We start from the raw sequence: 23397 nt of genomic DNA on the forward strand, positions 1-23397 counted from the left end.
AAGATGAACCGGTTTGCAAACCTAAGTCGCCGCAATCAGGAGTGAGTGATGAAAATGCGACAAATTCCCGTGCTCTCTATTCTGGCCGCTGTTTTGCTTATGAGTGTCAACGCTCATGGTTCCAATGTCAGCGCCGATACGAAGGTAGCGTTCGATCCCCGGAATCAGGTCATCCCGTTTCCTTATGACATCCTGTTCGAGGCGGGCGCGGATTCAGCCGGCGATCTTGATGGAACACTTAATATTCCCGTTGAAAATCCCGAAAGCAGCAGTGCCAGTGTACCGTTGGCGCTGAATCAGTTGGATGGCTTTTCAACCGTTGGTGCATGGCGGGTGGGGTTTGATGGCGCCATCAATCCCGAAACCCTCGTTGGGGGTGAGACCGTCCGTGTTTTTGAAATGAAAGGGGGCGGTAAGGGCTACCCTGAGCGGGCCCGTCCCAGTGATGTGGAGCGGGAGCTGGTTGAGGGTGAGGATTACACCCTGAACTACGACGCTGAGCAGCAAGCGCTTCAGATACGACCGCTTGAACCCCTGGCGTTCAATACTACCTATACCGTGGCCCTTATGAAGGGCATCGAGGATACCGACGGAGAAAAAGTGGGGTATCCCGTCTCTTGGCTGGGGGCTTTGAATACAGACAGGCTGGGCAGCTGCGATGAGCCCATTAAAGAGGGCCAGACGCTGCTGCAGTGTGTTACCAACCGTGCCATTGAGCCGATTGAGGAAGACCCGGATTACGAGGCCAGTCGGTTTGACATGCTGCTGGCCTGGGGCGTGACCACTCAGCGCGTGGATGCAACCTTCGCATCCGCAGCGACTTTCATCGAAAACGACGGTCTTAAAACACTTTTCAATGAAACGGAAGCCGAATGCACCTCTGTGATCTGCCTGGTCAATCTTGACGAGGCCACGGGGGAAGAGGCCCCGTCGACTCCTGGTGGGAAAGCCCGCATTCTGCCTGGTAGCATCCGGCTTCCCTACGGCATAGGTGAGGCATCCGATCTGTCGCCGGGGTCATCAGGCAACGACTTTGAACCCTCGCCGGCCAACGATGACGCGGCCCTCAGTGAGCACTGGGAATGCCAGGAGGGGCCCTGTAACTCAGACGCGGTTCGCGGCAACGCCGCTGGTAAGTCCATCGTTGACTCGGTTCAGACGGCGCCATTGGTGATGGCGGTGCCGGACCCAAGTGCTGGCGGCGTACCTGAACCATCCGGGGATGGCTACCCGGTTGTGATCTTCCAGCACGCCATTCAGCAGAATCGCTCCAATGCGCTCGCAGTCGCGGATCGGTTGGCGCAGGAAGGATTTGCCGTGGTGGGGATCGACATGCCACTGCATGGCCTTGTTGAACGCAACATTGATAACCCGGACCTTACGGATCTTTACGCGCCCAATTTCAATTCCCGTCTTTACAATTCGGCGATCACAAGCCCTTGTTGGATTTTCTGCGATGGGGATATTGAGTGGGCGAAAGGGATGCGCGGTGCACTGCCAGTCACCTACGAGCGCACCCAGTACCTTGATCTGGTGGGCAACGGTGATGACGCCAGTGATGGCGTGATTGATTCATCCGGATCGCACTTTCTCAATCCCTCGCAGCCGCTGACCCAGCGGGACAATCTGCGCCAGGGCGCGCTGGATCTGGTAACGTTGGCGCATCACCTGCGCAAAGGCGACGTTTCCGAATGCGGTACCCAACTGTTCAGTGATGGTTTTGCTGGGCCGGACTGCGGCAAGAACGCGGCACTGGGGCAGCTCGATCTGGGCTCTTTGCATTTCGTTGGGCATTCGGTTGGTAACGTTGTGGCCGCCCCCTTCCTGTCCTGGGATTCGCGCATTGAGTCAGCGTCTATGCTGACGCCCGTTGGGGGTCTGATGCGGGCGCTGGAAGGCAGCGAGACCATTGGGCCACAGTTGCGTGCGGGGCTTGCGGAAAGCGGTGTGGTGCCAGGCACGGAACGGTATTATCGCTTCTTTGCCTCGGTCCAAGCGGTTATCGATAGTGCCGAGCCGCTGAACCATGCGGCTGCGATCACCAAAGGGAGTGACGGTGAAGCGCGGCCTGTCTACCTGACGCAGATTCTCGGCAATGAGGGCGCCTCCGGAACCGGTAAAACCCCTTCCGATCTGGTGCTCCCGCCATCTGTCGAGGGTCGGCCGCTGGCCGGAAGTACGCCCCTGGCTGAGGCTGTGGGTCTGAAAAAGGCACCAACCGGTGCTGATGACCCGGGTAACGGGTCGGTTACGCTGCGCTCAGGCTACCGTAAAGGCGGCGTGCTTCAGGCGGCACTCGGGTTCCGTTTCGGCACGCACGCCTCGCCGCTGCGGCCCGTTACGCAAGACAGTGATCCCCGCGAGGGAGATGGGGCTACGTTCCCGGTCTACCGCGGCGAGCAGGTGCACAATGAGATGCAGAACCAGCTTGCCGAGTTCCTGAGCAGTGACGGCGAAAAACTCACCATTGAAGACGTTACTCTGGTTGAAGCACGCGACTAAGGCGTCACGTGGTGCATCAAACGAAGCTAGAAAGGGGCCATGAAATGGCCCCTTTCTATTTTGAAGATGCTCTCACGTGAATCGCTCTAAAAGAGGGGGTTACTGCTGTGGCACATCAATGGAGAGATCGAATCCGCCCCCTGGTTTGGGGGTGAGTTTGACCGGTCCGTCATCAATGCCTTTCGGCAGATCAATGGCCCCAACGCCGGGTGGGTTATTGCCCATTGAAAAGTTCAGCGTCTCGCCGTCGAAGCTCAGGCCAAGCTGGCCGTTCTCGTAACTGCGGCTGAACGGGCCTTCGGGAATGTCCGGCACGCCGTAGCCCGGAATCGACGGTTGCGCCAAACCGGTATCGATCCGTGGCTGTACGCCTGCGAGCGGGTCCGCCGAGGATGCCAGCGCCTGGCGAAGGAATTCCTGCTCGGCAAAGCGCTGAGCCTCATCAAGGCTTGCCATGCGCTGTTGCTGCCTTTCCATGATGGTCTGCGTTTCATCGGCTTCCGTACGGATGGGTTCGCCAGGGCGGACCAGCGCCCGGACGGCCCTCGCTCGGCTCTCTTCAACGCTACGGCGCTGGCGATCACTTCGAGGAGACACCACAATGGCGGAATCCTGGATGTAGGTTTCGACCATTTCATCCTGGGAGAGGCTCCGGACACCATCGGCAAGCGCGGCGCTGGCAAAAAGGCCTGCACCCAGTACGGTAGCGGTTAGAATCGGTCTGGTAGCCATGGTCGTATGCCCCGGTCGTATGCTGATTGGTCAGCTTTCAGTATTTGTTGTTTGACAGGCTATTGCAACAGCGATTGGTGCCTAACCGTGAGCGTTCGTTAACAGGCGTGACAGGAATCAAATGGCGGGTTCGTTTGTGAAACGTCTCTGGCGCCGGTGGGTGAACCGGCGTATTCCCCGGGCGGATGGTTATAGACCGGGAAGGCGTAACATTTTTGTCCTTCCCACCCGGGAGGGGCTGATGTTCACCGGGGTGCTGCTGATTTCGCTGCTGACCGGTATCAACTATCAGAACAGCCTGATTTATCTGTTTACCTTCATCCTGGGGGCGTTGTTCTACGGCACTATCTTCCAGACCTACCGTAATATCGAGGGGCTGCATTTGAGTTTGGTGCGGGCCGGTGAAGCCGAGGCTGGTAACAGCCTTCCTGTAGCAATCCGCATCACCGATGAAGACCACCGTTCCCGTTCGGCATTGCGGTTGCAGATTGACGCTGAGGCACCGGTCATGGTCACTGTTGAGGCGGGTGAGGGGCGTGTGGTGCTGCTGCCTGTTGCCACTCGCCGGCGCGGCCTGCGGCAAACCCCTTCCATCCGGCTCGAGACCGACTTTCCGTTCGGGCTGATCAAGGCCTGGACCTGGTTTCGCCCGGCATCCAGGGGCCTGGTGACACCGCGCCCCGTCACGCCACCACCGCTCGAGGTATCGCCGGATGTGGTGGGGGAAGAGGGCGAGGTTACGTTGAATGCCTCACCCGGTGACTCGGATATCCGGCTCAGGCCCTACCGTCAGGGTGATTCGCCCAGGCGTATCAGCTGGAAGCGCTTCGTGCGCAATGGCCAGTTGGTGGTAATGGACTGGGATACGCCGCCAGCGGACCCGCGCTGGCTGGACTGGGCGCAGTTCCCTGGCGTGGATACTGAGTTGCGGCTGAGTTATCTGGCCTGGCAGGTGGAGAGGCTGAGTGAGCAGGGGCAGCCTTTCGGGTTGCGACTACCGGGTCAGACCCTGGAGCCGGACAGCGGTGACCACCATGAGCGTGCCTGCCTGACCTTGCTGGGGACTTTCGGATTCGATGAGGCGCGGGCATGAGCCGTCATCACCTTGATCCATGGGTGGCCGCTTTTGGGCTGATCCTTCTGGCCCAGCTGCAGCGGTTGCCATTGTGGCTCTCGCTGGGCGCCGGCGCCGCGGCGCTCTCCGGCTGGCTGCTGCAGCGCTACCGGCGCCGCGGGCTCCGGCCCCTGTGGCTTGGCGTTCTGGCGCTCGCCAGCGCCGCGGCTTTCTGGGGCTATTACCGCGGGCAGTTCACGGTGGATACCGCTGCCTCCTTCCTGGTACTTACCGTTGCTTTAAAGTGGCTGGAACTGGGGCGGCGCCGGGATCTGTTCATTCTGTTCTTTATCCAGTGCTACCTGGCCGTGGTTACGCTGCTCTTCCATCAGTCCATGCTGTGGGCCGGGGGGCTTCTTGTCAGCGTGTTTCTGCTGTTCACCGGGCTGCAGATGGCGCTGGGCGGTCGTGTTGAGCGCATGGGCGGCGAGGCGATGAAACGCTCAGCTCTGGTTTTTGTGAAGATGCTGCCGGTGGTGATTGTGCTGTTCATCTTTTTTCCACGGATCGGACCTCTGTGGAGCGTGCCACTGGTATCTGATCAGGGCATGACGGGGCTGAGTGACAGTCTTGAGCCCGGGGCGATTACCAGCCTGGCTCAGAATGACGATCCGGCCTTCCGGGTAACCTTCGGCGGGCAAACGCCGGAATCGGGGCAGCGTTACTGGCAGGCTCTGGTGCTTGATCGGTTTGATGGCCGGCGGTGGGATCGGCGCAGCCCTGATGAAGGCGGTGGCATTTCCCGTGTTCCGGAGGATGCCGCAGCCGGAGAGATGGCGGAGGACGAGTACGAGGTGATGCTGGAGCCTCATGGGCGCCGCTGGGGATTCGCGCTGGCGGATTCAGTGCCGGCATCCACGAATGTAAGCCTGAATCACAACGGTATGGTGCGGTTTGAGCGCAGCGTGGATACCCGAAGGCGCTATCGCATGAAACGCGCGCAGCCGGCGCAAGCGCAGCGTCTTTCAGAATCCGCACAGCGTTTCTATACCCGCCTCCCCGGTGACACCAATGACCGGACCCGTGGATGGGTGGCCCAGCAGCGGCGACAATCCGGCGACAGAGAGGCGCTGGTGCGGCGGTTGATGGAACACTTCAATCAGGAGCCGTTCCATTACACCCTGCAGCCGGAGGGATTGGGAGAATCCGACACTGTGGACGCGTTGATGTTCGAAACCCTGGAGGGATTCTGTGAACACTACGCCAGTGCGCTGGCCTTCATGCTGCGCACAGCGGATATTCCGGCGCGGATTGTTACAGGCTACCTCGGCGGCGAGCCCGGAGTGGATGACGAGTATCTGATTGTGCGCCAGTATGACGCCCATGCTTGGGTTCAGGCATGGTTACCAGGGCGTGGTTGGGTGCGGCTCGACCCCACAGCCATGATTGCCCCTGACAGGATCGAGAACGGGCTGCGTGCGGCCATGGGAGAAGACGGTGGATTTCTGGCGGATGATCCCTTTTCCATGAACCGCTATACGGATGTGGGCTGGGTCAACTGGATGCGCCTGCGCTTTGATGCAGTCAACTACTATTGGCAACGGTGGGTCGTGGGCTACGAGGGCCAGACCCAGCTTTCCCTTCTGGATCGGCTGCCTGGTGACATCAATCGGCGGATGCTGGGTGTTATCACAGCAGTGCTGGTTGCTGTTCTGATCATGGCGGGCGTGGGAGTCTCGTTGCTGCGCTCCCGGCGCCGCCACTTCCGCGACCCCTGGTACCGGCTGTATGATCGGTGGTGTGGGTGGCTTGAGCACCGCAATGTCGCGGCCGGTCGCAACGAGACACTGGCCGGACAGGTGTCGGCAGCACAACAGGCCTTCCCGGCGCTGGCGGCTGACGTCCGGGCCTTGGGCGCGCTCCTGGAACGGGCTTTTTACAGTCCTGAGCAGCTGAGGCACATTGATCTCGCACGGGCGCGCCGTCTCATGAACGCAATCCGAAAACGGAAACCCCATGGCCGATCCGGAAACACAGCCACTGCAGAGTGATGCCTTCGCTCCCTGGCCCTGGCAGTCTGATACGTATGATCAGCTGATGCAGCGTCGTCAGGAGGGGCGTTTTCCCCATGCTTCGATGCTGCTGGGGCCGGCTGGCGTTGGCAAGCGTCAGCTATCGGTCGCGCTGGCGTCGCTGCTGCTGTGTGAAGGGCCGGTAAACAGGGGTGAAGGGACCACGGCCTGTGGCGAATGCAAACAGTGTCGCCTGCTGGCCGGCGAGGGCCACCCGGATGCACGCCGGCTCATGCCGACGGATCAGTCGCGTTTTATCCGCATTCATCAGGTGCGGGCGCTCGGCTCGTTCGTGATGGAGAGCCCCCAGGTGGCGCGCCGCAAGGTTGCGATTATTGAGCGCTCAGATCAGCTCAATCTCAATGCCGCCAATGCGCTGCTTAAAACTTTGGAGGAACCGCCTGCTGATACTTTTCTTCTGGTACTGCAGCGCGAGGGGCAACCGGTTCTGCCCACCATCCGCTCCCGCTGTCAGATCCTTCGGGTGGCAGCGCCGGGTACTGCCGAGGCCAGGCAATGGCTGGCGCAGCGGCGATCGGAGGATACCGCTGCGCTGGATCAGGCCCTGAGGTGGGCCGGAGGGGCCCCCTTGGAAGCGCTTCGCCTGCTTGAGGCGGACAGGCCAGGACAAAGGGCGCAGTGCCTGAAGGCGCTGCAGCAGGCGCTGAAATCGGAAATCACCATGTCCGAGGCGGTAAAACCCTTTCTGGCTATGCCGCTAACGGAAGTATTGGACCTGCTTCAGGGCTGGGCGCTGGATCTGGCACGGGCGGGAGCGGATCCGGACGCCATTGGCGACAATGAGGCAGCGCCCATGCTGCGGTTTCTGGCCGGGCGTCGGCATCCGTCGGAATTGACTGCCATCCATGAAAGCATTATGGAGGTTCGTCGGGGCCTGGATTACAACGTCAATCCAGAGCTTGAAGTGATCGGTATTCTGGAGCGGTGGCGCCAGCTGATGCGCCGTCCAGGGGTGGCAAACCCCGCATAAGCGGCTAGACTGGCCAAAAGCGAAAACGCAAGCAAACGGGAGAAACATGGGGCCTGGAATCGGCGCACGCAGCGGCATCATGACGCTGACCATCAAAGATAAGGCGGTGCTTTACGCCGCCTATATGCCCTTCGTTCGCAATGGCGGCCTTTTTATCCCGACGCAGAAAAACTACCGGATGGGGGATGAAGTTTTTCTGTTGCTCAACCTGATGGACGAACCGGAAAAGATTCCTGTTGCCGGCAAGGTGGTCTGGGTCACTCCGAAAGGGGCTCAGGGCAACCGTGCCGCGGGAGTCGGTGTGCAGTTCAATGGCGACGACGAGACGGCGCGCACCAAGATTGAAGCCTACCTGGCCGGGTCCCTGAATTCAGACCGGCCGACGCACACTATGTAACCCATGGCCACTTCTGAGCCTGAACATCTGACCCTGGATGTCCCGTCTGGCACTCTTGGGGCTGTTGCGTGGGGGCATCCGTCGTCCCCGTTGGTCCTTGCTTTCCACGGCTGGCTTGATAACGCTGCCAGTTTCAGCCGGCTCGGGCCGGCCCTTGGCGATCACTTCCGGGTCCTGGCAGTGGACCTGCCAGGCCATGGCCATTCCTTTCACAGGCCACCCGGGGCGAGCTATGAGTTGCTCGACTATGTGCGGGATCTCGCGCCCCTGTTTGATCGATTGGTGCCGGGAGAAGGGGCTGTTCTTGTTGGTCACTCGCTTGGAGGGATCATTGCGAGTCTTCTGAGTGTGGCGGTCCCAGAGCGGGTTAGGGCACTGCTGCTCATCGACAGCCTTGGCCCCTTGACTGGGGATGCTGAGGCCTTCCCGGCTCAGCTCAAGCAGGCCATAGATCGGGTGCGGCAGGGCAGCCGCGGGCAGCCTCCCTACTATGCGAGCCTGGAAGAGGCTATCGAGGCACGCATGAATGGGCGGATTCCACTGACCCGTGCTGCCGCTGAGTGCATCGTCCCCAGAAGTCTGCGACAGGATCAGGATGGCTGGCAGTGGAATACGGATCCGAGGCTGCGCTACCCCTCCATGCACCGGCTTGAGGAAGATGAAGTCACAGCTTATCTGGCGGCCATTGCGGTTCCCACGCTGCTGATACGTGCGAGCCGTGGTATGGCGGTTTTCAAGCCCGAATGGCTTGAAAACCGCCTGCCCAGGCTTGCTGACTGCACCCTGATGGATGTGGCAGGAAGTCACCACTGCCATCTGGATGCGGAAGGGGAGGGGGTTGCGGAAGGTTGCCTCGCCTGGCTTGGGAGGAAGGGGCTGTCCCCCTTGCAATGAGAGCGGGCTGTCCGCATTGTCGATCCACAGAGGGACCAACCTGAAGGGGAGCGGCAATGAGTGAGCCACAGACAGTGGCCCTGGTGCTTGGCAGTGGCGGCGCCAGGGGCTACGCGCATATTGGTGTGATTGAGGTTCTGAGGGAGCAGGGCTACAACATCGTCGCAATCTCTGGTGCCAGTATGGGCGCACTTATCGGCGGCATGTATGCAGCGGGTAAGCTTCAAGCCTACAAGGACTGGGTTACGGGGTTGGACCAGCTGCAGCTGCTGCGCCTGCTGGATTTTTCGCTGGGATCCCCGGGCGCGATCCGGGGCGAAAAGGTGTTTGGTGTTGTTCAGGAGATGCTTGGCGACACCCGGATTGAAGATCTCGGAATGCCCTTTACGGCCGTAGCGACCGACCTACTGGCCCATCAGGAAGTGTGGTTCCAGGAAGGGCCGTTGCACCAGGCGGTAAGGGCGTCGACGGCTATTCCCAGCGTGATCACGCCCGTCATGCTGCAGGGGCGTGTTCTGGTCGATGGAGGGCTTCTGAACCCTTTGCCTATTATTCCCACAGTGGCGGCCCATGCGGATCTGACCCTGGCCGTAAACCTCAGTGGTAATGATAAACGCTATGCCAATCTGCCGCCCCTTGAGGAGTGGGCATCCCGTGAGCGCAAACAGAGTGAGGCGGCGGCCGAGGCCGCGGCACAGGCGGCAGCCGATGAGGAAGTGGATCCTGCTGAGGAGGCTGACGCATCGCCGGATGAATGGCTCGACAGGCTCAAGCAGCGAGCGGCCAGCTGGTTCGATTGGGACAACCAGGAGGCTGCGGGCCGGCGGCGCAACCGGGCCAGCAGCGAGGAGCAGGCACTGATAGACGTCCAGAAGCGCCATGCTTACGAAGCGGAGGCAGGCGCTGGTAATGGCGAGGACGATGCGCGTGCCGTAAGTCTTCAGGAACTCGGGCTGGGCAAGTTCGACGTCATGAACCTGGCGATTGAAACCATGCAGGACTCGCTGACGCGCTACAAGATTGCCGGCTACCCGCCGGATATCCTGATCAATCTCCCCAAGCACGTATGCCGCTCGTTTGATTACCATCGTGCACCGGAGCTGATCCAGCTGGGCCGGATGATTGCCGAGGATGCGCTGGAAGACCACCGTAACGCGGGTAAGGGAGAACCCCGGATTCCGGGCTCGAAACGCCAATAGCTGGTATAATACGCGGTTTTACCGGAATCTGTTGGGGGCATTGGGTGACGAGCGAGGCCATTGAACAACTGCAAACCGTGCGTGACTGGCTGCGTTACGCGGTATCGCGGTTCCGCGAAGCGGGTGTCTGGTGCGGTCATGGCACCGACAGCCATTGGGACGACGCGGTGCAGCTGCTGATGCAGACGCTCCACCTGCCTATGAGCGATAACGTTCCGTTTCTGGATGCGCGCCTGACGCTCTCTGAACGGGAGCGGGTTCTGCAGCGCATTGAGCGCCGCGCTCGTGACCGTGTGCCGGTACCGTACCTTACCGGTGAAGCGTTTTTCATGGGATTGGCGTTTCATGTGGACGAACGTGTTCTGATTCCGCGCTCGCCAATTGGTGAATTCCTGGCCGCCGAGGGCGAGCCCTGGCTGGCGGGTCGACCGGTTGAGCGCATACTGGATCTTTGCGCCGGTAGCGGCTGTATTGGTATCGCCGCAGCCCATGTGTTTCCGCACGCTCGGGTGGATCTCGGTGAGGTCTCACCGCAGGCTGTTGAGGTTGCCGAAAACAACATCAAACGCTACGCCCTTGAGGGTCAGGTCCGCGCTGTCACCTCCGACCTTTTCGACCAGCTGGACGGGCCCTATGATCTGATCCTTGCGAACCCGCCGTACGTAGACGCCAGGGATATGGCAGAACTGCCCGCTGAATACCGGCATGAGCCGGAAATGGGGTTGGCTGCCGGCGATGACGGCCTGGAACTGATGGGCCGGATTCTGCATCAAGCGCCGCACTACCTGTCGCAGCATGGCGTTCTTGTGGGCGAAGTGGGCAACAGCCAGCCGGCGCTGGAGGCAGCCTTTCCGAGCGTGCCCTTCACCTGGCTTGAAATGGAAAACGGCGGTCACGGGGTCTTCGTGGTCGACGCGCAAACACTGGCGCAGGCCGCGCCCCTGCTGAATGGATAGAAGTCATGTCTGGTAACTCTTTCGGAACCCTCTTTACAGTCGCCACCTTCGGCGAAAGTCATGGGCCCGCGCTGGGCTGCATTGTCGATGGTTGCCCGCCTGGCATACCGGTCTCCGCGGAGATGATTCAGGCGGATCTGGACCGGCGGCGGCCGGGTACCTCCCGTCATACCACCCAACGCCGGGAATCGGACGAAGTGCGGGTTCTTTCCGGGGTGTTTGAGGGAGTGACCACGGGGGCACCCATCGGCCTGTTGATTGAGAATACCGATCAGCGTTCGAAAGACTATTCGCAGATCAAGGACCAGTTCCGCCCGGCGCACGCTGACTATACCTACTGGCACAAGTACGGTATCCGCGACTACCGCGGCGGTGGCCGTTCCTCGGCACGGGAGACCGCCATGCGCGTGGCTGCCGGCGCCATTGCCCGGGCCTTCCTGAACGAGAAGGGTATTCGCATCCGGGGCTGTATGACCCAGCTGGGGCCCATTGAGCTGGGTATGACCGATTGGTCCGCAGTGCACGATAACGCCTTTTTCTGTGCTGAACCGGAAAAAGTCCCGGACCTGGAATCCTTTATGGATCAGCTGCGCAAAGACGGTGATTCGGTGGGCGCTCGGATCCGGGTTGAGGCGGATGGCCTGATTCCCGGTCTGGGTGAACCTGTGTTTGATCGTCTGGATGCGGATCTGGCTAAGGCCCTGATGAGTATCAACGCGGTGAAAGGTGTGGAAGTCGGAGCCGGCTTTGAAAGTGTCAGCCAGCGGGGAACCGAACACCGGGATGAGATGACGCCGGACGGATTCCTTTCCAACAATGCCGGGGGCGTGCTGGGTGGCATCTCTTCCGGGCAGCCTCTGGTCGCCAGCCTGGCTCTGAAACCTACATCCAGTCTCCGGTTGCCCGGTCAGGGGATTGATGTCGAAGGCAATCCGGTGGAGGTTGTGACCACCGGCCGTCATGATCCCTGTGTGGGCATCCGGGCCACCCCAATCGCTGAAGCCATGATGGCGATTGTCCTTATGGATCACTACCTGCGCCACCGTGCCCAGAACGCGGATGTACGGGGGGATGCGCCTGATATCGAGAAGGTCCGCCGCCAGCAGGAGGGCTGATATGGCGGCCTCCGAGACGGGGACCTACTGGCGTCTATCCAACCTCTATCTATGGTTTTTCGCCGCCCTTGGCGTGTTCATGCCTTATTGGGCCCTCTACCTTGAAGATCAGGGCTTTCGCTATATTGAGATTGCCCTGCTCATGGCGACTCTCCAGGGAACCAAGATCATCGCCCCCAACCTCTGGGGCTGGCTGGGGGACCGTACCGGACAGCGGCTGCGCCTGATCCGTTTCGGCTCCCTGCTGGCGTTGGTGTGCTTCAGCTTCGCGTTGCTCCGGCCTGGCTTCTGGGGGGTGATGCTGGTGATGCTGTCGTTCAGCTTCTTCTGGAACGCGATACTGCCGTTGTTCGAGGTCATTACCCTGCACAATCTGGGTACCAGTTCACGGCGTTATGGCCGTGTAAGGCTGTGGGGATCGATCGGGTTCATGCTCTCGGTGGCAGGCTTCGGCGCAGCGTTGGATTATATGCCGGTAAGCGTCATCCCCTGGCTGGTGTTGCCGCTTTTTGCGGGGCTCTTTATAGCTTCTCAGCTGATCCATGATGAGCCCAGCACTCGCCGGATGCCCCATCACGGATCCGTTACTGCGATTATGAAACGGCCTGAGGTGTGGTCGTTCTTCATCCTGAACTTCATGCTTCAGGCGAGTCACGGCCCTTACTACACGTTCTTCTCCATCCACCTTGAACAGCTTGGCTACGCGAAAATCAGCACGGGCGCGCTCTGGGCGCTGGGCGTGCTGGCAGAGGTGGGGCTATTCCTGGTGATGCACCGTTTGCTGTCTGCTTACCCTATGCGGGCAATCATGCTTTGTGCGGCGGCACTGACGGCACTGCGCTGGCTGGTGATCGCTGAATTTTCACAGCTTCTCTGGGTTCTTCTAGCGGCGCAGCTGCTGCACGCGGCGTCCTATGCGGCACTGCACGCGGCGTCGGTGCACTATATCCGTCTGCATTTCGGAGATGGGCATCAGGGGCAGGGGCAGGCCCTATACAGCGGGCTTACATACGGCGCTGGTGGTGCTACCGGCGCTTGGCTCTCGGGACTGCTTGTGGAATGGGAGAGCACGGTCGCCGCCTTCTATGGCGGCGCCGGTTTCATGCTGGTCGGCATTGTGGCCGCCTGGGTGTGGATGCGGCCCGAACCGCAGAGGGCGTACGCCAGCCAGTAGTTTCCTGAGTCTGCGCGGCCATTCAGAGGTTGCTGAAATCGCTGGCGTCGTGGCGCTCGGGGAGCTTGGTGCTTTCCTCGCCCCAGGTCTTGTTGACCAAGCGGCCACGCTTCACCGCCGGGCGCTCGGCGATCTCATCCGCCCAGCGCATCACATGGGTGTAGCTGTGCGCCTCCAGGAATTCGGCCGCATCGTAGACTTTGTTCTTTACCAGCGCGCCGTACCAGGGCCAGATCGCCATATCCGCAATGGTGTATTCATCGCCTGCGATGTAGCGGTTGTCCGCCAGCTGGCGGTTAAGCACATCGAGCTGGCGTTTCACTTCCATGGTGAAGCGGTTGATCGGGTACTCGTAAGATTCCGGGGCATAGGCGTAGAAATGCCCGAAACCGCCTCCAAGAAGCGGGGCCATGCCCATTTGCCAGAACAGCCACGAGAGGGTTTCAGTACGCCCGTGAATGTTGCTGGGCAGGAAATCGCCAAACTTTTCGGCCAGATAGAGCAGAATGTTGCCGGATTCGAAGAGGCGCAAGGGCGGGTCCTGAGTATGATCCATCATGGCCGGTATCTTGGAGTTCGGATTAACGGCCACAAACCCGCTACTGAACTGGTCGCCTTCAAGAATGCTGATCGGCCAGGCGTCGTATTCCGCTCCGTTGTGGCCCTGCTCAAGAAGCTCCTCCAGTAGCACTGTAACCTTCACGCCATTGGGCGTTGCCAGGGAATAGAGTTGCAGCGGATGTTTACCTATCGGCAGGTCCTTTTCATGAGTGGGGCCGGCGATGGGGCGGTTAATGCTGGCAAAGCGCCCGCCACTGGTGTGTTCTTCCCATTTCCAGACTTTCGGAGGCGTGTAGTTGTTTTCACTCATGGTTGCAATCTCTCACTGCGTTCGGGATCTCGGCGGAATACGACCGATATTGTGGAGTATGCCATTCACAGGCCGGGTTCAATAAGCATCCCGGATCAGATCGATTCCCGGTTTCAGAACACGGCGCCATTGCGCATCCAATGAGGCGTCGTATTCCGAGTCGTGTTTGGCAACCGCCTTCATCAGCGCGTCCAGCCAAATGGAATACCATTCGGGTGCTATGTCATAACCGTGTCGTGAATGGGTTTCGGCCAGCTGCTTCAGTTTTGTGTCCGGCATTCCCCGGGCATAGAGAATCAGCTGCATGATGCCGTTGCGCAGCAGATGGCGCTGTTGCTTCATGTCGGTATCGCGGAACTGATCCTTGATGGTCTGTGAGCTGCTCATAAAGTAGTCATAGAAATCAATAAAGAACTGTTCGTCCGTGCAGACCCGCCCGTAACTCTGGAATACTGCTTCGACTTCAGAGCTGTCCATACGATCCTCTGCCTGTTTCTGTCCGTGTGTCTTAAGGCGGGATTATAGACCAGTAAAATCGGTTTGTGTTGACGCGCTTACGGTCTGGAGCAGCGCACGCGCGGCTCTTCCGGGTTCACGCCCGCGGATGCCTACAGCTCCCAGCAAACGGGTCAGGGGATCGGAGATATCGAGGGCCACCAGGCTGTTATCGAGCATTGTGTTGGGCAGTACCGACCAGCCCAGACCCACGCTGCTCATCATTTTGATGGTTTCAAGGTAATTGGTGGGCATCTGGGCATCCAGAGTGATGCCATGTTGAAGAAAGTGGTGGGAGACTACCCGGTAGGTTTCAGTGGTACTGGCAGGCAGGATGGCCTGATAGTGGGCTATGTCCTGGAGCGTCAGCTGATCAGCCCGGGCCAGTGGGTGATCCGGGCCACAAACGAAGCTCATCGGATCTTCCCAGGAGCACCAGACCTGGAAGCGTTCCATGATCCGATCGTTGAGCGTAACCCAGGCGAGCGGGGCGTCATGCTGGTGCAGCTGTTGGAACACCTGCTCGGACTCGAGAAACTGCAGGTTGAAGGTCAGTTCAGGTTCGGTTTGCTGAAGGGCCCGCAGCCATTTGGGCAGGTGATGGAGGCCAATATGGTGGCTGGTGATCAATGACAGGGGGCCCTGCATACGATGGTCAAGGCTGGCGATGGCTTCCCGGGCGTTGTGCAGATCGTCGAGTACCTTTCTGGCATGCGGGAGCAAGGCGTGGCCGGCGTCGGTCAGCCGCAGACCCCTGCCGCTGCGTTCGATGAGGGGGCGGCCGGTCTGGTGCTCCAGGGTCGCGATGCGTTTGCTGACAGCGGATTGGGTCAGATGCAGGGCTTCGGCGGCTTCGGAGAAGGAGCTGGTATCGATGACGGTGATGAAGGCGATGAGGGATTGCGTGTCCATTAAGAGTGTCTCCAGCCGTCAGGTCTTTACAGCGGGAGCCGCGCCCGCCACTCCCATTTCAGGCGCTTTCGCTCCCGCGCAACTGGCATAGTATTCTTGCTTGGAATTCAGACCAGGAAAAACATGAATTGAGGTGATCTGAAAAGAGTCTGTACCATGACGGGTAAATCGGTCAAACCACGTTCAGTCTGTTATCAGATCGGGCGTGGTCGCCTGCAAGGGGAGTAGCGCCATGAGTGGCAAGACACTGTACGACAAGCTTTGGGATTCCCACCTGGTGAAGGAGCGTGCTGATGGCTCCTGCCTGATCTACATCGATCGGCACATGCTGCATGAGGTGACGTCGCCGCAGGCCTTTGAAGGGCTTCGACTTGCCGGGCGCAAACCTTGGCGGATTGATGCGAATCTGGCGACGGTGGATCATAACGTCCCCACTACCGGGCGCGAGAATGGCGTTGAGGGGATCGCGGATCCGATTTCGCGGACCCAGGTCCAGACCCTGGATGACAACTGTGATGAGTTCGGGATTGTCGAGTACGGCATGAGCGATCAGCGCCAGGGTATCGTGCATGTGATCGGGCCTGAGCAGGGGGCGACTCTGCCGGGAATGACGGTTGTCTGCGGGGATTCGCATACCTCCACGCATGGGGCTTTCGGAGCGCTGGCGCACGGTATAGGGACTTCTGAAGTTGAGCATGTGCTGGCAACCCAGTGCCTGGTTCAGCAGAAGTCGAAGAATATGCTGGTGCAGGTGGACGGGGAGCTTAAGCCGGGCATTACGGGTAAGGATGTGATGCTGGCGATCATCGGTAAGATCGGTACGGCGGGTGGTACGGGTTATGCCATTGAATATGCGGGCTCGGCGATTCGCGGTCTGTCGATGGAGGCACGTATGACGATGTGCAACATGTCCATCGAGGCGGGCGCCCGCGCCGGTATGGTAGCAGTGGATGACAAAACCATCGATTATGTGAAGGGCAGGCCGATGGCGCCTAAAGGCGAGATGTGGGACCGGGCTGTCGAGGCATGGCGCCAGCTCAAGAGCGACAAGGACGCGGCCTTCGACAAAGTAGTCCATCTGGATGCCGCTGAGATTCAACCCCAGGTAAGCTGGGGGACCTCGCCAGAGATGGTTACCAACGTTGGCGATCGTGTTCCGGATCCGGCAAATGAAGCCGATCCGATCAAGCGTGAGGGGATGGAGCGTGCCCTGAAGTACATGGGGCTTGAGCCCAATACGCCAATGACCCAGATCAAGCTGGACCGGATCTTCATCGGATCCTGTACCAATGCCCGCATTGAGGATCTGCGCGAGGCCGCGTCCATCCTCAAGGGCCAGACCATTGCCGCAACGCTCAGGCAGGCGATGGTGGTGCCGGGGTCCGGTATGGTGAAGGCGCAGGCCGAAGAAGAAGGGCTGGACCGGATCTTCATTGATGCTGGCTTCGAATGGCGTGAACCAGGGTGTTCCATGTGTCTGGGCATGAATCCCGACCAGTTGGGTGATGGTGAGCACTGTGCGTCCACCTCCAACCGTAATTTCGAGGGCCGGCAGGGCTTTGGCGGACGCACCCATCTGGTGAGTCCGGCCATGGCAGCGGCCGCGGCCATGCATGGCCATTTTGTGGATATTTGCGAGTACTACGACAGGGTTGGGTGAGACCATGAAGGCATTCACGAAACACACGGGGCTGCTTGCACCCATGGATCGATCCAACGTTGATACCGACATGATCATCCCCAAGCAGTTTCTCAAGTCCATCAAGCGCACGGGGTTTGGGCCCAACCTGTTCGATGAGCTGCGCTATCAGGATGAGGGGAAGCCAGGCAAGGACAACAGTAAGCGTCCGCTCAATCCGGATTTTGTCCTCAATCAGCCGCGTTATCAGGGCGCCAGTGTGCTGCTGGCGCGGGCCAATTTCGGCTGTGGATCGAGCCGCGAGCATGCGCCCTGGGCACTGGAGGACTTCGGTTTCCGGGCAATCATTGCACCAAGTTTTGCCGACATCTTCTACAACAACTGCTTTAAGAATGGAGTGTTACCCGTTGTTCTTAAACAGGAAGAGGTCGATGAGCTTTTTCAGGCTGTGGAGGCCGTGGAAGGGTATTCGTTAACCGTGGATCTGGAGAACCAGACCGTTTCGACGCCGGATGGTAAAACCTATCGGTTCGATGTGGATGAATTCCGCCGGCATTGCCTGCTCAACGGCCTCGACGATATTGGGGTGACACTGGAAGATGCGGATGCCATCCGCAGTTATGAGCAGCGCCGCAAGCAGGAAGCGCCCTGGCTGTTTCCGGCGGATTGAATAGTATTCAGACATCAAACTTTCAGGATGATGACACCATGACACAGAAGGTACTTTTACTCCCGGGCGACGGTATTGGTCCGGACGTTATTGAACAGACCCGTGTCGTTCTGGAGCGCGTTAGTGAGCGCAGTGCCCTGGGCCTGAGTTTTGATGAGGCTCTGGTGGGCGGTTCTGCCATCGACGCTGCGGGAACAGCGCTCCCTGATGACACCATGGCAAAGGCTCGGGAGGCTGGTGGCGTTCTTCTGGGTGCGGTGGGTGGTCCCAAATGGGATCATCTTGAGATGGCTGAACGCCCCGAAAAGGGACTTCTGGGTCTGCGTTCCGGTCTGGGACTGTTTGCCAATCTGCGTCCGGCGTTTCTTTATCCCCAGCTGGCGGAAGCATCCAGCCTGCGTCCGGAAGTGGTGAGCGGATTGGATATTGTTATTGTGCGCGAGCTGACCGGGGGGATCTACTTCGGTCAGCCGCGTGGTATTGAGACATTGACAAATGGCGAACGCGAGGGCCTCAACACTTACCGTTACAACGAGTCTGAGATCCGTCGCATCGGGCGGGTCGCGTTTGAATCGGCCCGCCAGCGCAACAAACGGGTCTGTTCCATCGACAAGGCCAATGTTCTCGAAGTGACCGTGCTGTGGCGGGAAGTCATGAATGAGCTTGCGCAGGAATACCCGGATGTTGAGCTGAGCCACATGTATGTGGATAACGCCGCCATGCAGCTGGTGCGCGATCCGAACCAGTTTGATGTGATTGTCACCGGCAATATGTTCGGTGATATCCTGTCCGATGAGGCCGCTATGCTGACGGGCTCAATCGGTATGCTACCGTCAGCGGCACTTAACGAGAGCAAGCAGGGCATGTACGAACCCTGCCACGGCTCGGCGCCGGATATTGCCGGTCAGGATAAGGCGAACCCGCTGGCGACGATCCTCTCCGGAGCCATGATGCTGCGCTACAGTTTCGGTATGGAAGAGGCGGCCAGCGCTATAGAAAAGGCGGTGCGGGACGTTCTGGAGCAGAAACTGCGCACGCCGGACATCCATTTTGAGGGAACGCAGCTTGTGGGCACCCGTGCCATGGGCGAAGCGGTCCTTTCAGCCCTGGATGCTCACTTGTAAGAGGGCTTCGCCTGCAAGAGCTCAGGGCTCAGATATACAAACCCAGTAGGTTACAAACAGAGGCGGAACAATGAAGCGAGTAGGTCTGGTTGGCTGGCGTGGCATGGTCGGTTCCGTGCTGATGCAGCGGATGCAGGAAGAGGATAACTTTGCTGGCATCGAGCCGGTATTCTTTACCACATCGCAAGCAGGGAAGCCGGCGCCGGACTTTGGCAAAGAGGCGCCTCCGCTTAAGGATGCCCGGGATATTCAGGAACTGAAGGCGATGGACATCATTGTCACCTGCCAGGGTGGTGACTACACCAATGAAGTCTATGGGCCTCTGCGTGAAGCTGGCTGGGACGGCTACTGGATTGATGCGGCCTCCGCGCTGCGCATGGAAGACAGTTCTGTCATTGTCCTTGACCCGGTGAATCGTGGTGTCATTGACCGGTCTCTGGACGCGGGGCGGCGCGATTTCATCGGCGGTAACTGTACCGTCAGTCTGATGTTGATGGGGATCGGGGCGCTTTTCGATCACGACCTGGTGGAATGGATTAGCCCTATGACCTATCAGGCCGCGTCGGGCTCTGGCGCCAAGCACATGCGCGAACTCCTGGACCAGATGGGGGCTCTGAATGGCGCGGTTTCCGATCTGCTGGCCGATCCTTCTTCCGCGATTCTGGAGATTGACCGGCAGGTGACCACAACCATGCGCAGTGGCGAGTTTCCGACGGAGAACTTTGGCGTGCCCTTGGCTGGCAGTCTGATCCCCTGGCTCGACAAACCCATGCCATCCGGTCAGAGTAAGGAAGAGTGGAAAGCGGGCGCCGAGAGCAACAAGATTCTGGGGCGCACCGATAACCCAGTGCCAATTGACGGTACCTGCGTGCGCGTTGGCGCCATGCGCAGCCACAGCCAAGCGCTGACGATCAAGCTCCGTCAAGACGTTCCGCTTTCCGATATCGAGGCTATGCTTCAGGAACATAGCCCGTGGTGCGAGTTTGTGCCGAATGAGCAGCAGGCCAGTATGGAGAAGCTCAGTCCGGCTTATGCTACGGGGTCGCTGAATGTGCCCGTTGGCCGGCTGCGTAAGCTGGCCATGGGCGGGCAATACCTCAATGCCTTCACGGTCGGTGACCAGCTGCTGTGGGGCGCCGCTGAGCCGCTGCGGCGGATGCTGGCCATTCTGCTTGAGCGCAATGGCTGAATCTGGAAGGATTCTGTGCCCTGGTCTGGCGTGAAACGGGGCGCATTCCCGCCAGCCGGGCATCGTCCTTGCCCGGCGATTTATTGCGTAATTCGCGTTTATCAACAATACTTCCGCTTAACTTCATAATTACAGGTGTATTTCCTTAATCTGCGCGGAATTCGCGGATGGCTGCCTGACGAGAACGGGGAAAGGATACGGCATGAAAGTACGCAAACTGGCGGTGGCGCTCGCCCTGGCTGGCGGGCTTGGATCAGGTCTTGCTCAGGCTCTTGGCATGGGCGAGGGGCGCATACTAACGAACCTGAACGAACCGCTCCGGGCTGAAATTGAGATCAGTGAACCGCGTGATCTTTCCGCGGACCAGATCAAGGTCTCTCTGGCGCCGGAATCTGAATTTGAGCGCGCTGGCCTTCGCCGGATGGATGTACTCCACGACCTGAAGTTCGAGGTGGTCGAATCCGACGGGGGATTCCAGATCGAGGTCACTTCCGAAGGGCCTATCCGGGAACCCTTCCTGAATTTTCTGGTGGAGCTGACCTGGCCGAAAGGACGGTTGCTGCGCGAATATTCGTTCCTTGTGGATCCTCCGTCCCGCGATCCCGGCCCAGAAGCCATTGGTCCCAGCGCGGAGACGGAAGGTGGCGGTACCCAGGCCCGATCTGAGCCGGCTTCGCAGCGCCAACAGCAACAGGCCAGTACAGCTGCTGCCGGGGCACCTGAAGAATACGGTCCCACTGGCGCTAATGATACACTCTGGGGCATTGCCGGTGAGGTCAGCCCCTCCAGCGATCTGAATCGCCATCAGGTGATGTTGGCAATCCAGGACGCCAATCCCAAGGCTTTTGCCAATAACAATATCAATGAAATGCGCCGTGGCCATGTCCTGCGTATCCCGCCTGAGGAGGCGATGCGTTCGCGTTCCAGGCAGGAAGCGATCCAACAGGTCGTGGCGCAGAACGAACGCCACCAGCAGGGAACTCAGCGCCAGGCGTCAACAGATTCTTCTCCCAGGGCGCCGCAGGCAGATGACTCGGCGGAAACGGCACAACAGGCTCCGTCATCGGAAGCGCAACCTTCACCCGGTGAGTCTGGCGATGACGGTGAGGATGAGCTCCGTATCCTGGTGGCGGATGGTGAAAACAGCGGCGATGATGGAACCATGGCCGGGATGGGTGATGGCGAGGGTGACGAACGGCTCGCCTCTGCTCTGGAGGAGCTGGACCGTGCCGAGAGGGATCGTGAAGAGCTATCGGATCGTCTGGCGGATCTGGAGAAACAGCTTGATACTATGAGCCAGTTGATTGAGCTGAAAGACGATCAGCTGGCAGAAATGGAACAGCGGCTTGCCGAGGCACGCGAGAACAACGGGGCGTCCGACGTCCAGGCTTCGGGTGAAACTGCGGAGGCCGCGCAAGGGGGCTCTGGCGAGGCTCCGGACGCCCAGTCTGAGTCCACTGACAGTCGCGACGATTCCGGCAGCGAGGTTGTGACTGAATCTGAGGCCCAGCAAACTCAAGGTCAGGAACCGACGACTGGCGATGAAGAGTCTGAACCCGCCGTCGCCTCAAGTTCAGGCGGTGAATCCGGTGATGGCGATGGCGCTGCTCAATCCGATTCGGAACAGACAGAGGGCAAGGGCGCGCCCGCCAATCTAACTCAGGTCTTTCAGCGCGTGGTCAACGATCCCCGCTACCAGATCGGAGCAGGCGTTCTGGGTATAGGGTTGCTGGGACTGCTCTGGGGGCTTGCACGACGTAACGCGGCCCGGGAACAGGCTTTCTACGATCAGCTGAAGGATGTAGCCGAAACGTCGGATGAACCGGTTGAGGATGAGCAGGCACTGGATCTGAGTGCGGCCGCTGATGAATCCGAAGAGTCGTTGACTGACGCTGAGCAGGCCTCTGACAGTCAGGACGGTGAAGACGCGTTGGCTGAGGCTGATGTCTATCTTGCCTATGGGCGCCATGAACAGGCTGCGCGCCATCTGGAGCAAGCTATTTCGGCCGAGCCAAGTCGGGTGGATCTGCGGCTCAAGCTGCTTGGCGTCTATGCGGATGCCGGTGAATCGGAGAATTTCGAAAAGCAGTATCGTGAGCTCAGTGCTTTCAATGATGATGACGTCATGCAGCAGGCCGACGATCTGCGCAGCCAGCTGGACACATCTGACGAAGACATCAGTATTGAGGACCTGACCGAGCAGCTGAAGACGGGTACCGGCTCCGAAGCCGAAATGGTGGGCGAATCGCCTGGTGAAGAGCAGTCGCCCGTTGCGGAAGATTTGCTCGAAGACGATGAGTTTGATTTCAGCGCCCTTGATGATGTGGATGATCTGCTGGGTGAATCTTCTGACGTTGCAAAGGATACGGCCACCTCGGACAGTGAGAAGGAGACTGAGGAAGAGGCTCAGGCTGAAGAGTTCAGTATCGATTTCGATCTGGGCGAGGATGAAAAACCAGTTGCCCCCGAAATGACTGACTCTGGCTCAGAGACGGAAGAAGATGTGGCAGACCTTGGTTTCTCCATGGACGATTTGGAACTGGAGGAGCCCCGAGAGCCGGAGAATGAGTCAGTGCCTGAGCTGGATGCCGGACTCTCCGAAGAGCAACCCGAGACGGGGTCCAGCCACACTACCGAAACCGCCGAAACCACGGCGCAGACGGATGCCGAGCTGACACTGGATGAGCTTGATCTGGAGCTGGAAACAGAGGCGCCAGCGCCATCAGAGGAAAAACCAGAGGGGACACCTGAAGCGCCAGCGCAAGCTGAATCAGGGCCATCTTCAGAGTCGGAGTTTGATGATTCCTTCCTTGAGGAGCTGGATGCGGAGCTGGATCGGGTGACTGGTGAGGAAGCGGAAAGCGATGAGCCTGTGGCTACGACAGCACAAGCGCCGGCGCCGGAGTCTGATGATGAACTGGAAGATCTGGCTCTGGACGTCTCCGAGGAAGATCTTGAGCTGGCCGAGGAGGTTGCTCAGGAAGGCATGGCCGAAGACCCGCAACAGCCGGGGCAGGGTGAGGCGTCAACGGATAAAGCGGACGCACCCGCCGACCAGCTGGAAGAAAGTCTGATGGACTCGGAAGCAGACGATCTCGGTCTTGAGAGTGCTCTTTCCGACGATGAATTGGCCGCTCTGGAAGGTGAGGAAACGCAGACACCCGCTCCTCAGCAGAGGCAAGGGGCAGCAGAGATGGAATCCGAAAGCGTGTCCTCGGGATCCGAGGGCAGTGACGAGGAGTTTGATTTCCTGGAGGGCACGGACGAGGCTGGCACCAAGCTGGATCTCGCGCGGGCCTATGTGGAGATGGGAGATGCCGACGGCGCGCGTGACATTCTTGAAGAAGTGGCGCGCGAAGGCAGTGAAGACCAGCAGAAGGAAGCCCAGCGGCTTCTCAATGAACTCTGAAT

The 23397-nt window shown here is 59.6% G+C and carries 19 protein-coding genes; 15 read left to right on the forward strand and 4 right to left on the reverse strand.

From position 1 onward, the window contains the following. Nucleotides 1–48 precede the first annotated feature (48 nt). Nucleotides 49–2502 carry an Ig-like domain-containing protein gene (locus AAF659_RS04070; RefSeq protein WP_349750410.1) on the forward strand — a complete coding sequence of 818 codons (2454 nt, stop codon included), beginning with the start codon at nt 49–51 and terminating at the stop codon, nt 2500–2502. A 99-nt stretch (nt 2503–2601) separates the two neighbouring features. On the opposite strand, the gene AAF659_RS04075 is transcribed toward AAF659_RS04070, so the two are convergent. Next, a complete protein-coding gene (locus AAF659_RS04075) occupies nt 2602–3234 on the reverse strand; it encodes a hypothetical protein (RefSeq protein WP_349750411.1) in 633 nt (210 codons plus the stop codon). A gap of 241 nt (nt 3235–3475) precedes the next feature. Here AAF659_RS04075 and AAF659_RS04080 point away from each other — a divergent pair, with 241 nt between their 5' ends. From AAF659_RS04080 to AAF659_RS04120, 9 genes are read left to right on the forward strand one after another with little or no spacing between them, the layout of a single operon-like run. Then, nucleotides 3476–4327, forward strand: a complete 852-nt coding sequence (locus tag AAF659_RS04080; protein WP_349750412.1) for a DUF58 domain-containing protein — start codon at nt 3476–3478, stop codon at nt 4325–4327. After that, the gene (locus AAF659_RS04085; protein WP_349750413.1) at nt 4324–6339 is read left to right on the forward strand and encodes a transglutaminase TgpA family protein; all 2016 of its coding nucleotides are present in this window, start codon (nt 4324–4326) and stop codon (nt 6337–6339) included. Before AAF659_RS04080 ends, AAF659_RS04085 begins: the two co-directional genes overlap by 4 nt. Further along, a complete protein-coding gene (gene holB, locus AAF659_RS04090) occupies nt 6305–7351 on the forward strand; it encodes a DNA polymerase III subunit delta' (RefSeq protein WP_349750414.1) in 1047 nt (348 codons plus the stop codon). Before AAF659_RS04085 ends, holB begins: the two co-directional genes overlap by 35 nt. Before the next feature lie 46 nt (nt 7352–7397). Continuing rightward, entirely contained in the window at nt 7398–7748 is a 351-nt protein-coding gene (locus tag AAF659_RS04095; RefSeq protein ID WP_077531261.1) for a PilZ domain-containing protein, read from the forward strand. A gap of 3 nt (nt 7749–7751) precedes the next feature. Beyond that, nucleotides 7752–8642 carry an alpha/beta fold hydrolase gene (locus AAF659_RS04100; RefSeq protein ID WP_349750415.1) on the forward strand — a complete coding sequence of 297 codons (891 nt, stop codon included), beginning with the start codon at nt 7752–7754 and terminating at the stop codon, nt 8640–8642. Nucleotides 8643–8698: 56 nt separating this feature from the next. Next, nucleotides 8699–9841: a patatin-like phospholipase family protein gene (locus tag AAF659_RS04105; protein ID WP_349750416.1), complete on the forward strand. Its 1143-nt coding sequence runs from the start codon at nt 8699–8701 to the stop codon at nt 9839–9841. Nucleotides 9842–9885: 44 nt separating this feature from the next. Beyond that, nucleotides 9886–10797: a 50S ribosomal protein L3 N(5)-glutamine methyltransferase gene (gene prmB / locus AAF659_RS04110; protein WP_349750417.1), complete on the forward strand. Its 912-nt coding sequence runs from the start codon at nt 9886–9888 to the stop codon at nt 10795–10797. A gap of 5 nt (nt 10798–10802) precedes the next feature. Beyond that, entirely contained in the window at nt 10803–11912 is a 1110-nt protein-coding gene (gene aroC / locus AAF659_RS04115) for a chorismate synthase (RefSeq protein ID WP_349750418.1), read from the forward strand. A 1-nt stretch (nt 11913) separates the two neighbouring features. Further along, nucleotides 11914–13086, forward strand: a complete 1173-nt coding sequence (locus tag AAF659_RS04120; RefSeq protein WP_349750419.1) for an MFS transporter — start codon at nt 11914–11916, stop codon at nt 13084–13086. Between the two features lie 22 nt (nt 13087–13108). On the opposite strand, the gene yghU is transcribed toward AAF659_RS04120, so the two are convergent. From yghU to AAF659_RS04135, 3 genes are all read right to left on the reverse strand, one after another. After that, nucleotides 13109–13957 (reverse strand): glutathione-dependent disulfide-bond oxidoreductase, encoded by an 849-nt coding sequence (gene yghU / locus AAF659_RS04125; RefSeq protein WP_349750420.1) that lies wholly within the window; start codon nt 13955–13957, stop codon nt 13109–13111. Nucleotides 13958–14035: 78 nt separating this feature from the next. Then, complete coding sequence (locus tag AAF659_RS04130) at nt 14036–14434, reverse strand: globin family protein (RefSeq protein WP_349750421.1); 399 nt, start codon at nt 14432–14434, stop codon at nt 14036–14038. Between the two features lie 42 nt (nt 14435–14476). Continuing rightward, nucleotides 14477–15364 (reverse strand): LysR family transcriptional regulator, encoded by an 888-nt coding sequence (locus AAF659_RS04135; RefSeq protein WP_349750422.1) that lies wholly within the window; start codon nt 15362–15364, stop codon nt 14477–14479. Nucleotides 15365–15596: 232 nt separating this feature from the next. On the opposite strand from AAF659_RS04135, the gene leuC reads away from it, so the two are divergent. The 5 genes from leuC to AAF659_RS04160 all read left to right on the forward strand — a co-directional run bounded on the left by leuC (nt 15597) and on the right by AAF659_RS04160 (nt 23395). Further along, a complete protein-coding gene (leuC, locus tag AAF659_RS04140) occupies nt 15597–17024 on the forward strand; it encodes a 3-isopropylmalate dehydratase large subunit (RefSeq protein ID WP_349750423.1) in 1428 nt (475 codons plus the stop codon). Nucleotides 17025–17028: 4 nt separating this feature from the next. Beyond that, nucleotides 17029–17673: a 3-isopropylmalate dehydratase small subunit gene (gene leuD, locus AAF659_RS04145; protein WP_349750424.1), complete on the forward strand. Its 645-nt coding sequence runs from the start codon at nt 17029–17031 to the stop codon at nt 17671–17673. Nucleotides 17674–17711: 38 nt separating this feature from the next. Further along, nucleotides 17712–18797 carry a 3-isopropylmalate dehydrogenase gene (gene leuB / locus AAF659_RS04150; RefSeq protein WP_349750425.1) on the forward strand — a complete coding sequence of 362 codons (1086 nt, stop codon included), beginning with the start codon at nt 17712–17714 and terminating at the stop codon, nt 18795–18797. A 70-nt stretch (nt 18798–18867) separates the two neighbouring features. Next, nucleotides 18868–19986 (forward strand): aspartate-semialdehyde dehydrogenase, encoded by a 1119-nt coding sequence (gene asd, locus AAF659_RS04155; protein WP_349750426.1) that lies wholly within the window; start codon nt 18868–18870, stop codon nt 19984–19986. 202 nt (nt 19987–20188) lie between these two features. Then, nucleotides 20189–23395, forward strand: coding sequence for a FimV/HubP family polar landmark protein (locus tag AAF659_RS04160; RefSeq protein WP_349750427.1), 3207 nt, complete (start codon nt 20189–20191; stop codon nt 23393–23395). The last annotated feature ends 2 nt before the right edge of the window (nt 23396–23397 follow it).

Source organism: Salicola sp. Rm-C-2C1-2, from assembly GCF_040196175.1.
GTDB lineage: Bacteria > Pseudomonadota > Gammaproteobacteria > Pseudomonadales > Oleiphilaceae > Halospina.

Bases quoted from the DNA above. Each gene is read 5' to 3' on its own strand.
- AAF659_RS04070 (WP_349750410.1), top strand. From the start codon at position 49: ATGAAAATGCGACAAATTCCCGTGCTCTCTATTCTGGCCGCTGTTTTG.
- AAF659_RS04075 (WP_349750411.1), bottom strand. From the start codon at position 3,234: ATGGCTACCAGACCGATTCTAACCGCTACCGTACTGGGTGCAGGCCTT.
- AAF659_RS04080 (WP_349750412.1), top strand. From the start codon at position 3,476: ATGTTCACCGGGGTGCTGCTGATTTCGCTGCTGACCGGTATCAACTAT.
- AAF659_RS04085 (WP_349750413.1), top strand. From the start codon at position 4,324: ATGAGCCGTCATCACCTTGATCCATGGGTGGCCGCTTTTGGGCTGATC.
- holB (WP_349750414.1), top strand. From the start codon at position 6,305: ATGGCCGATCCGGAAACACAGCCACTGCAGAGTGATGCCTTCGCTCCC.
- AAF659_RS04095 (WP_077531261.1), top strand. From the start codon at position 7,398: ATGGGGCCTGGAATCGGCGCACGCAGCGGCATCATGACGCTGACCATC.
- AAF659_RS04100 (WP_349750415.1), top strand. From the start codon at position 7,752: ATGGCCACTTCTGAGCCTGAACATCTGACCCTGGATGTCCCGTCTGGC.
- AAF659_RS04105 (WP_349750416.1), top strand. From the start codon at position 8,699: ATGAGTGAGCCACAGACAGTGGCCCTGGTGCTTGGCAGTGGCGGCGCC.
- aroC (WP_349750418.1), top strand. From the start codon at position 10,803: ATGTCTGGTAACTCTTTCGGAACCCTCTTTACAGTCGCCACCTTCGGC.
- AAF659_RS04120 (WP_349750419.1), top strand. From the start codon at position 11,914: ATGGCGGCCTCCGAGACGGGGACCTACTGGCGTCTATCCAACCTCTAT.
- yghU (WP_349750420.1), bottom strand. From the start codon at position 13,957: ATGAGTGAAAACAACTACACGCCTCCGAAAGTCTGGAAATGGGAAGAA.
- AAF659_RS04130 (WP_349750421.1), bottom strand. From the start codon at position 14,434: ATGGACAGCTCTGAAGTCGAAGCAGTATTCCAGAGTTACGGGCGGGTC.
- AAF659_RS04135 (WP_349750422.1), bottom strand. From the start codon at position 15,364: ATGGACACGCAATCCCTCATCGCCTTCATCACCGTCATCGATACCAGC.
- leuC (WP_349750423.1), top strand. From the start codon at position 15,597: ATGAGTGGCAAGACACTGTACGACAAGCTTTGGGATTCCCACCTGGTG.
- leuD (WP_349750424.1), top strand. From the start codon at position 17,029: ATGAAGGCATTCACGAAACACACGGGGCTGCTTGCACCCATGGATCGA.
- leuB (WP_349750425.1), top strand. From the start codon at position 17,712: ATGACACAGAAGGTACTTTTACTCCCGGGCGACGGTATTGGTCCGGAC.
- asd (WP_349750426.1), top strand. From the start codon at position 18,868: ATGAAGCGAGTAGGTCTGGTTGGCTGGCGTGGCATGGTCGGTTCCGTG.
- AAF659_RS04160 (WP_349750427.1), top strand. From the start codon at position 20,189: ATGAAAGTACGCAAACTGGCGGTGGCGCTCGCCCTGGCTGGCGGGCTT.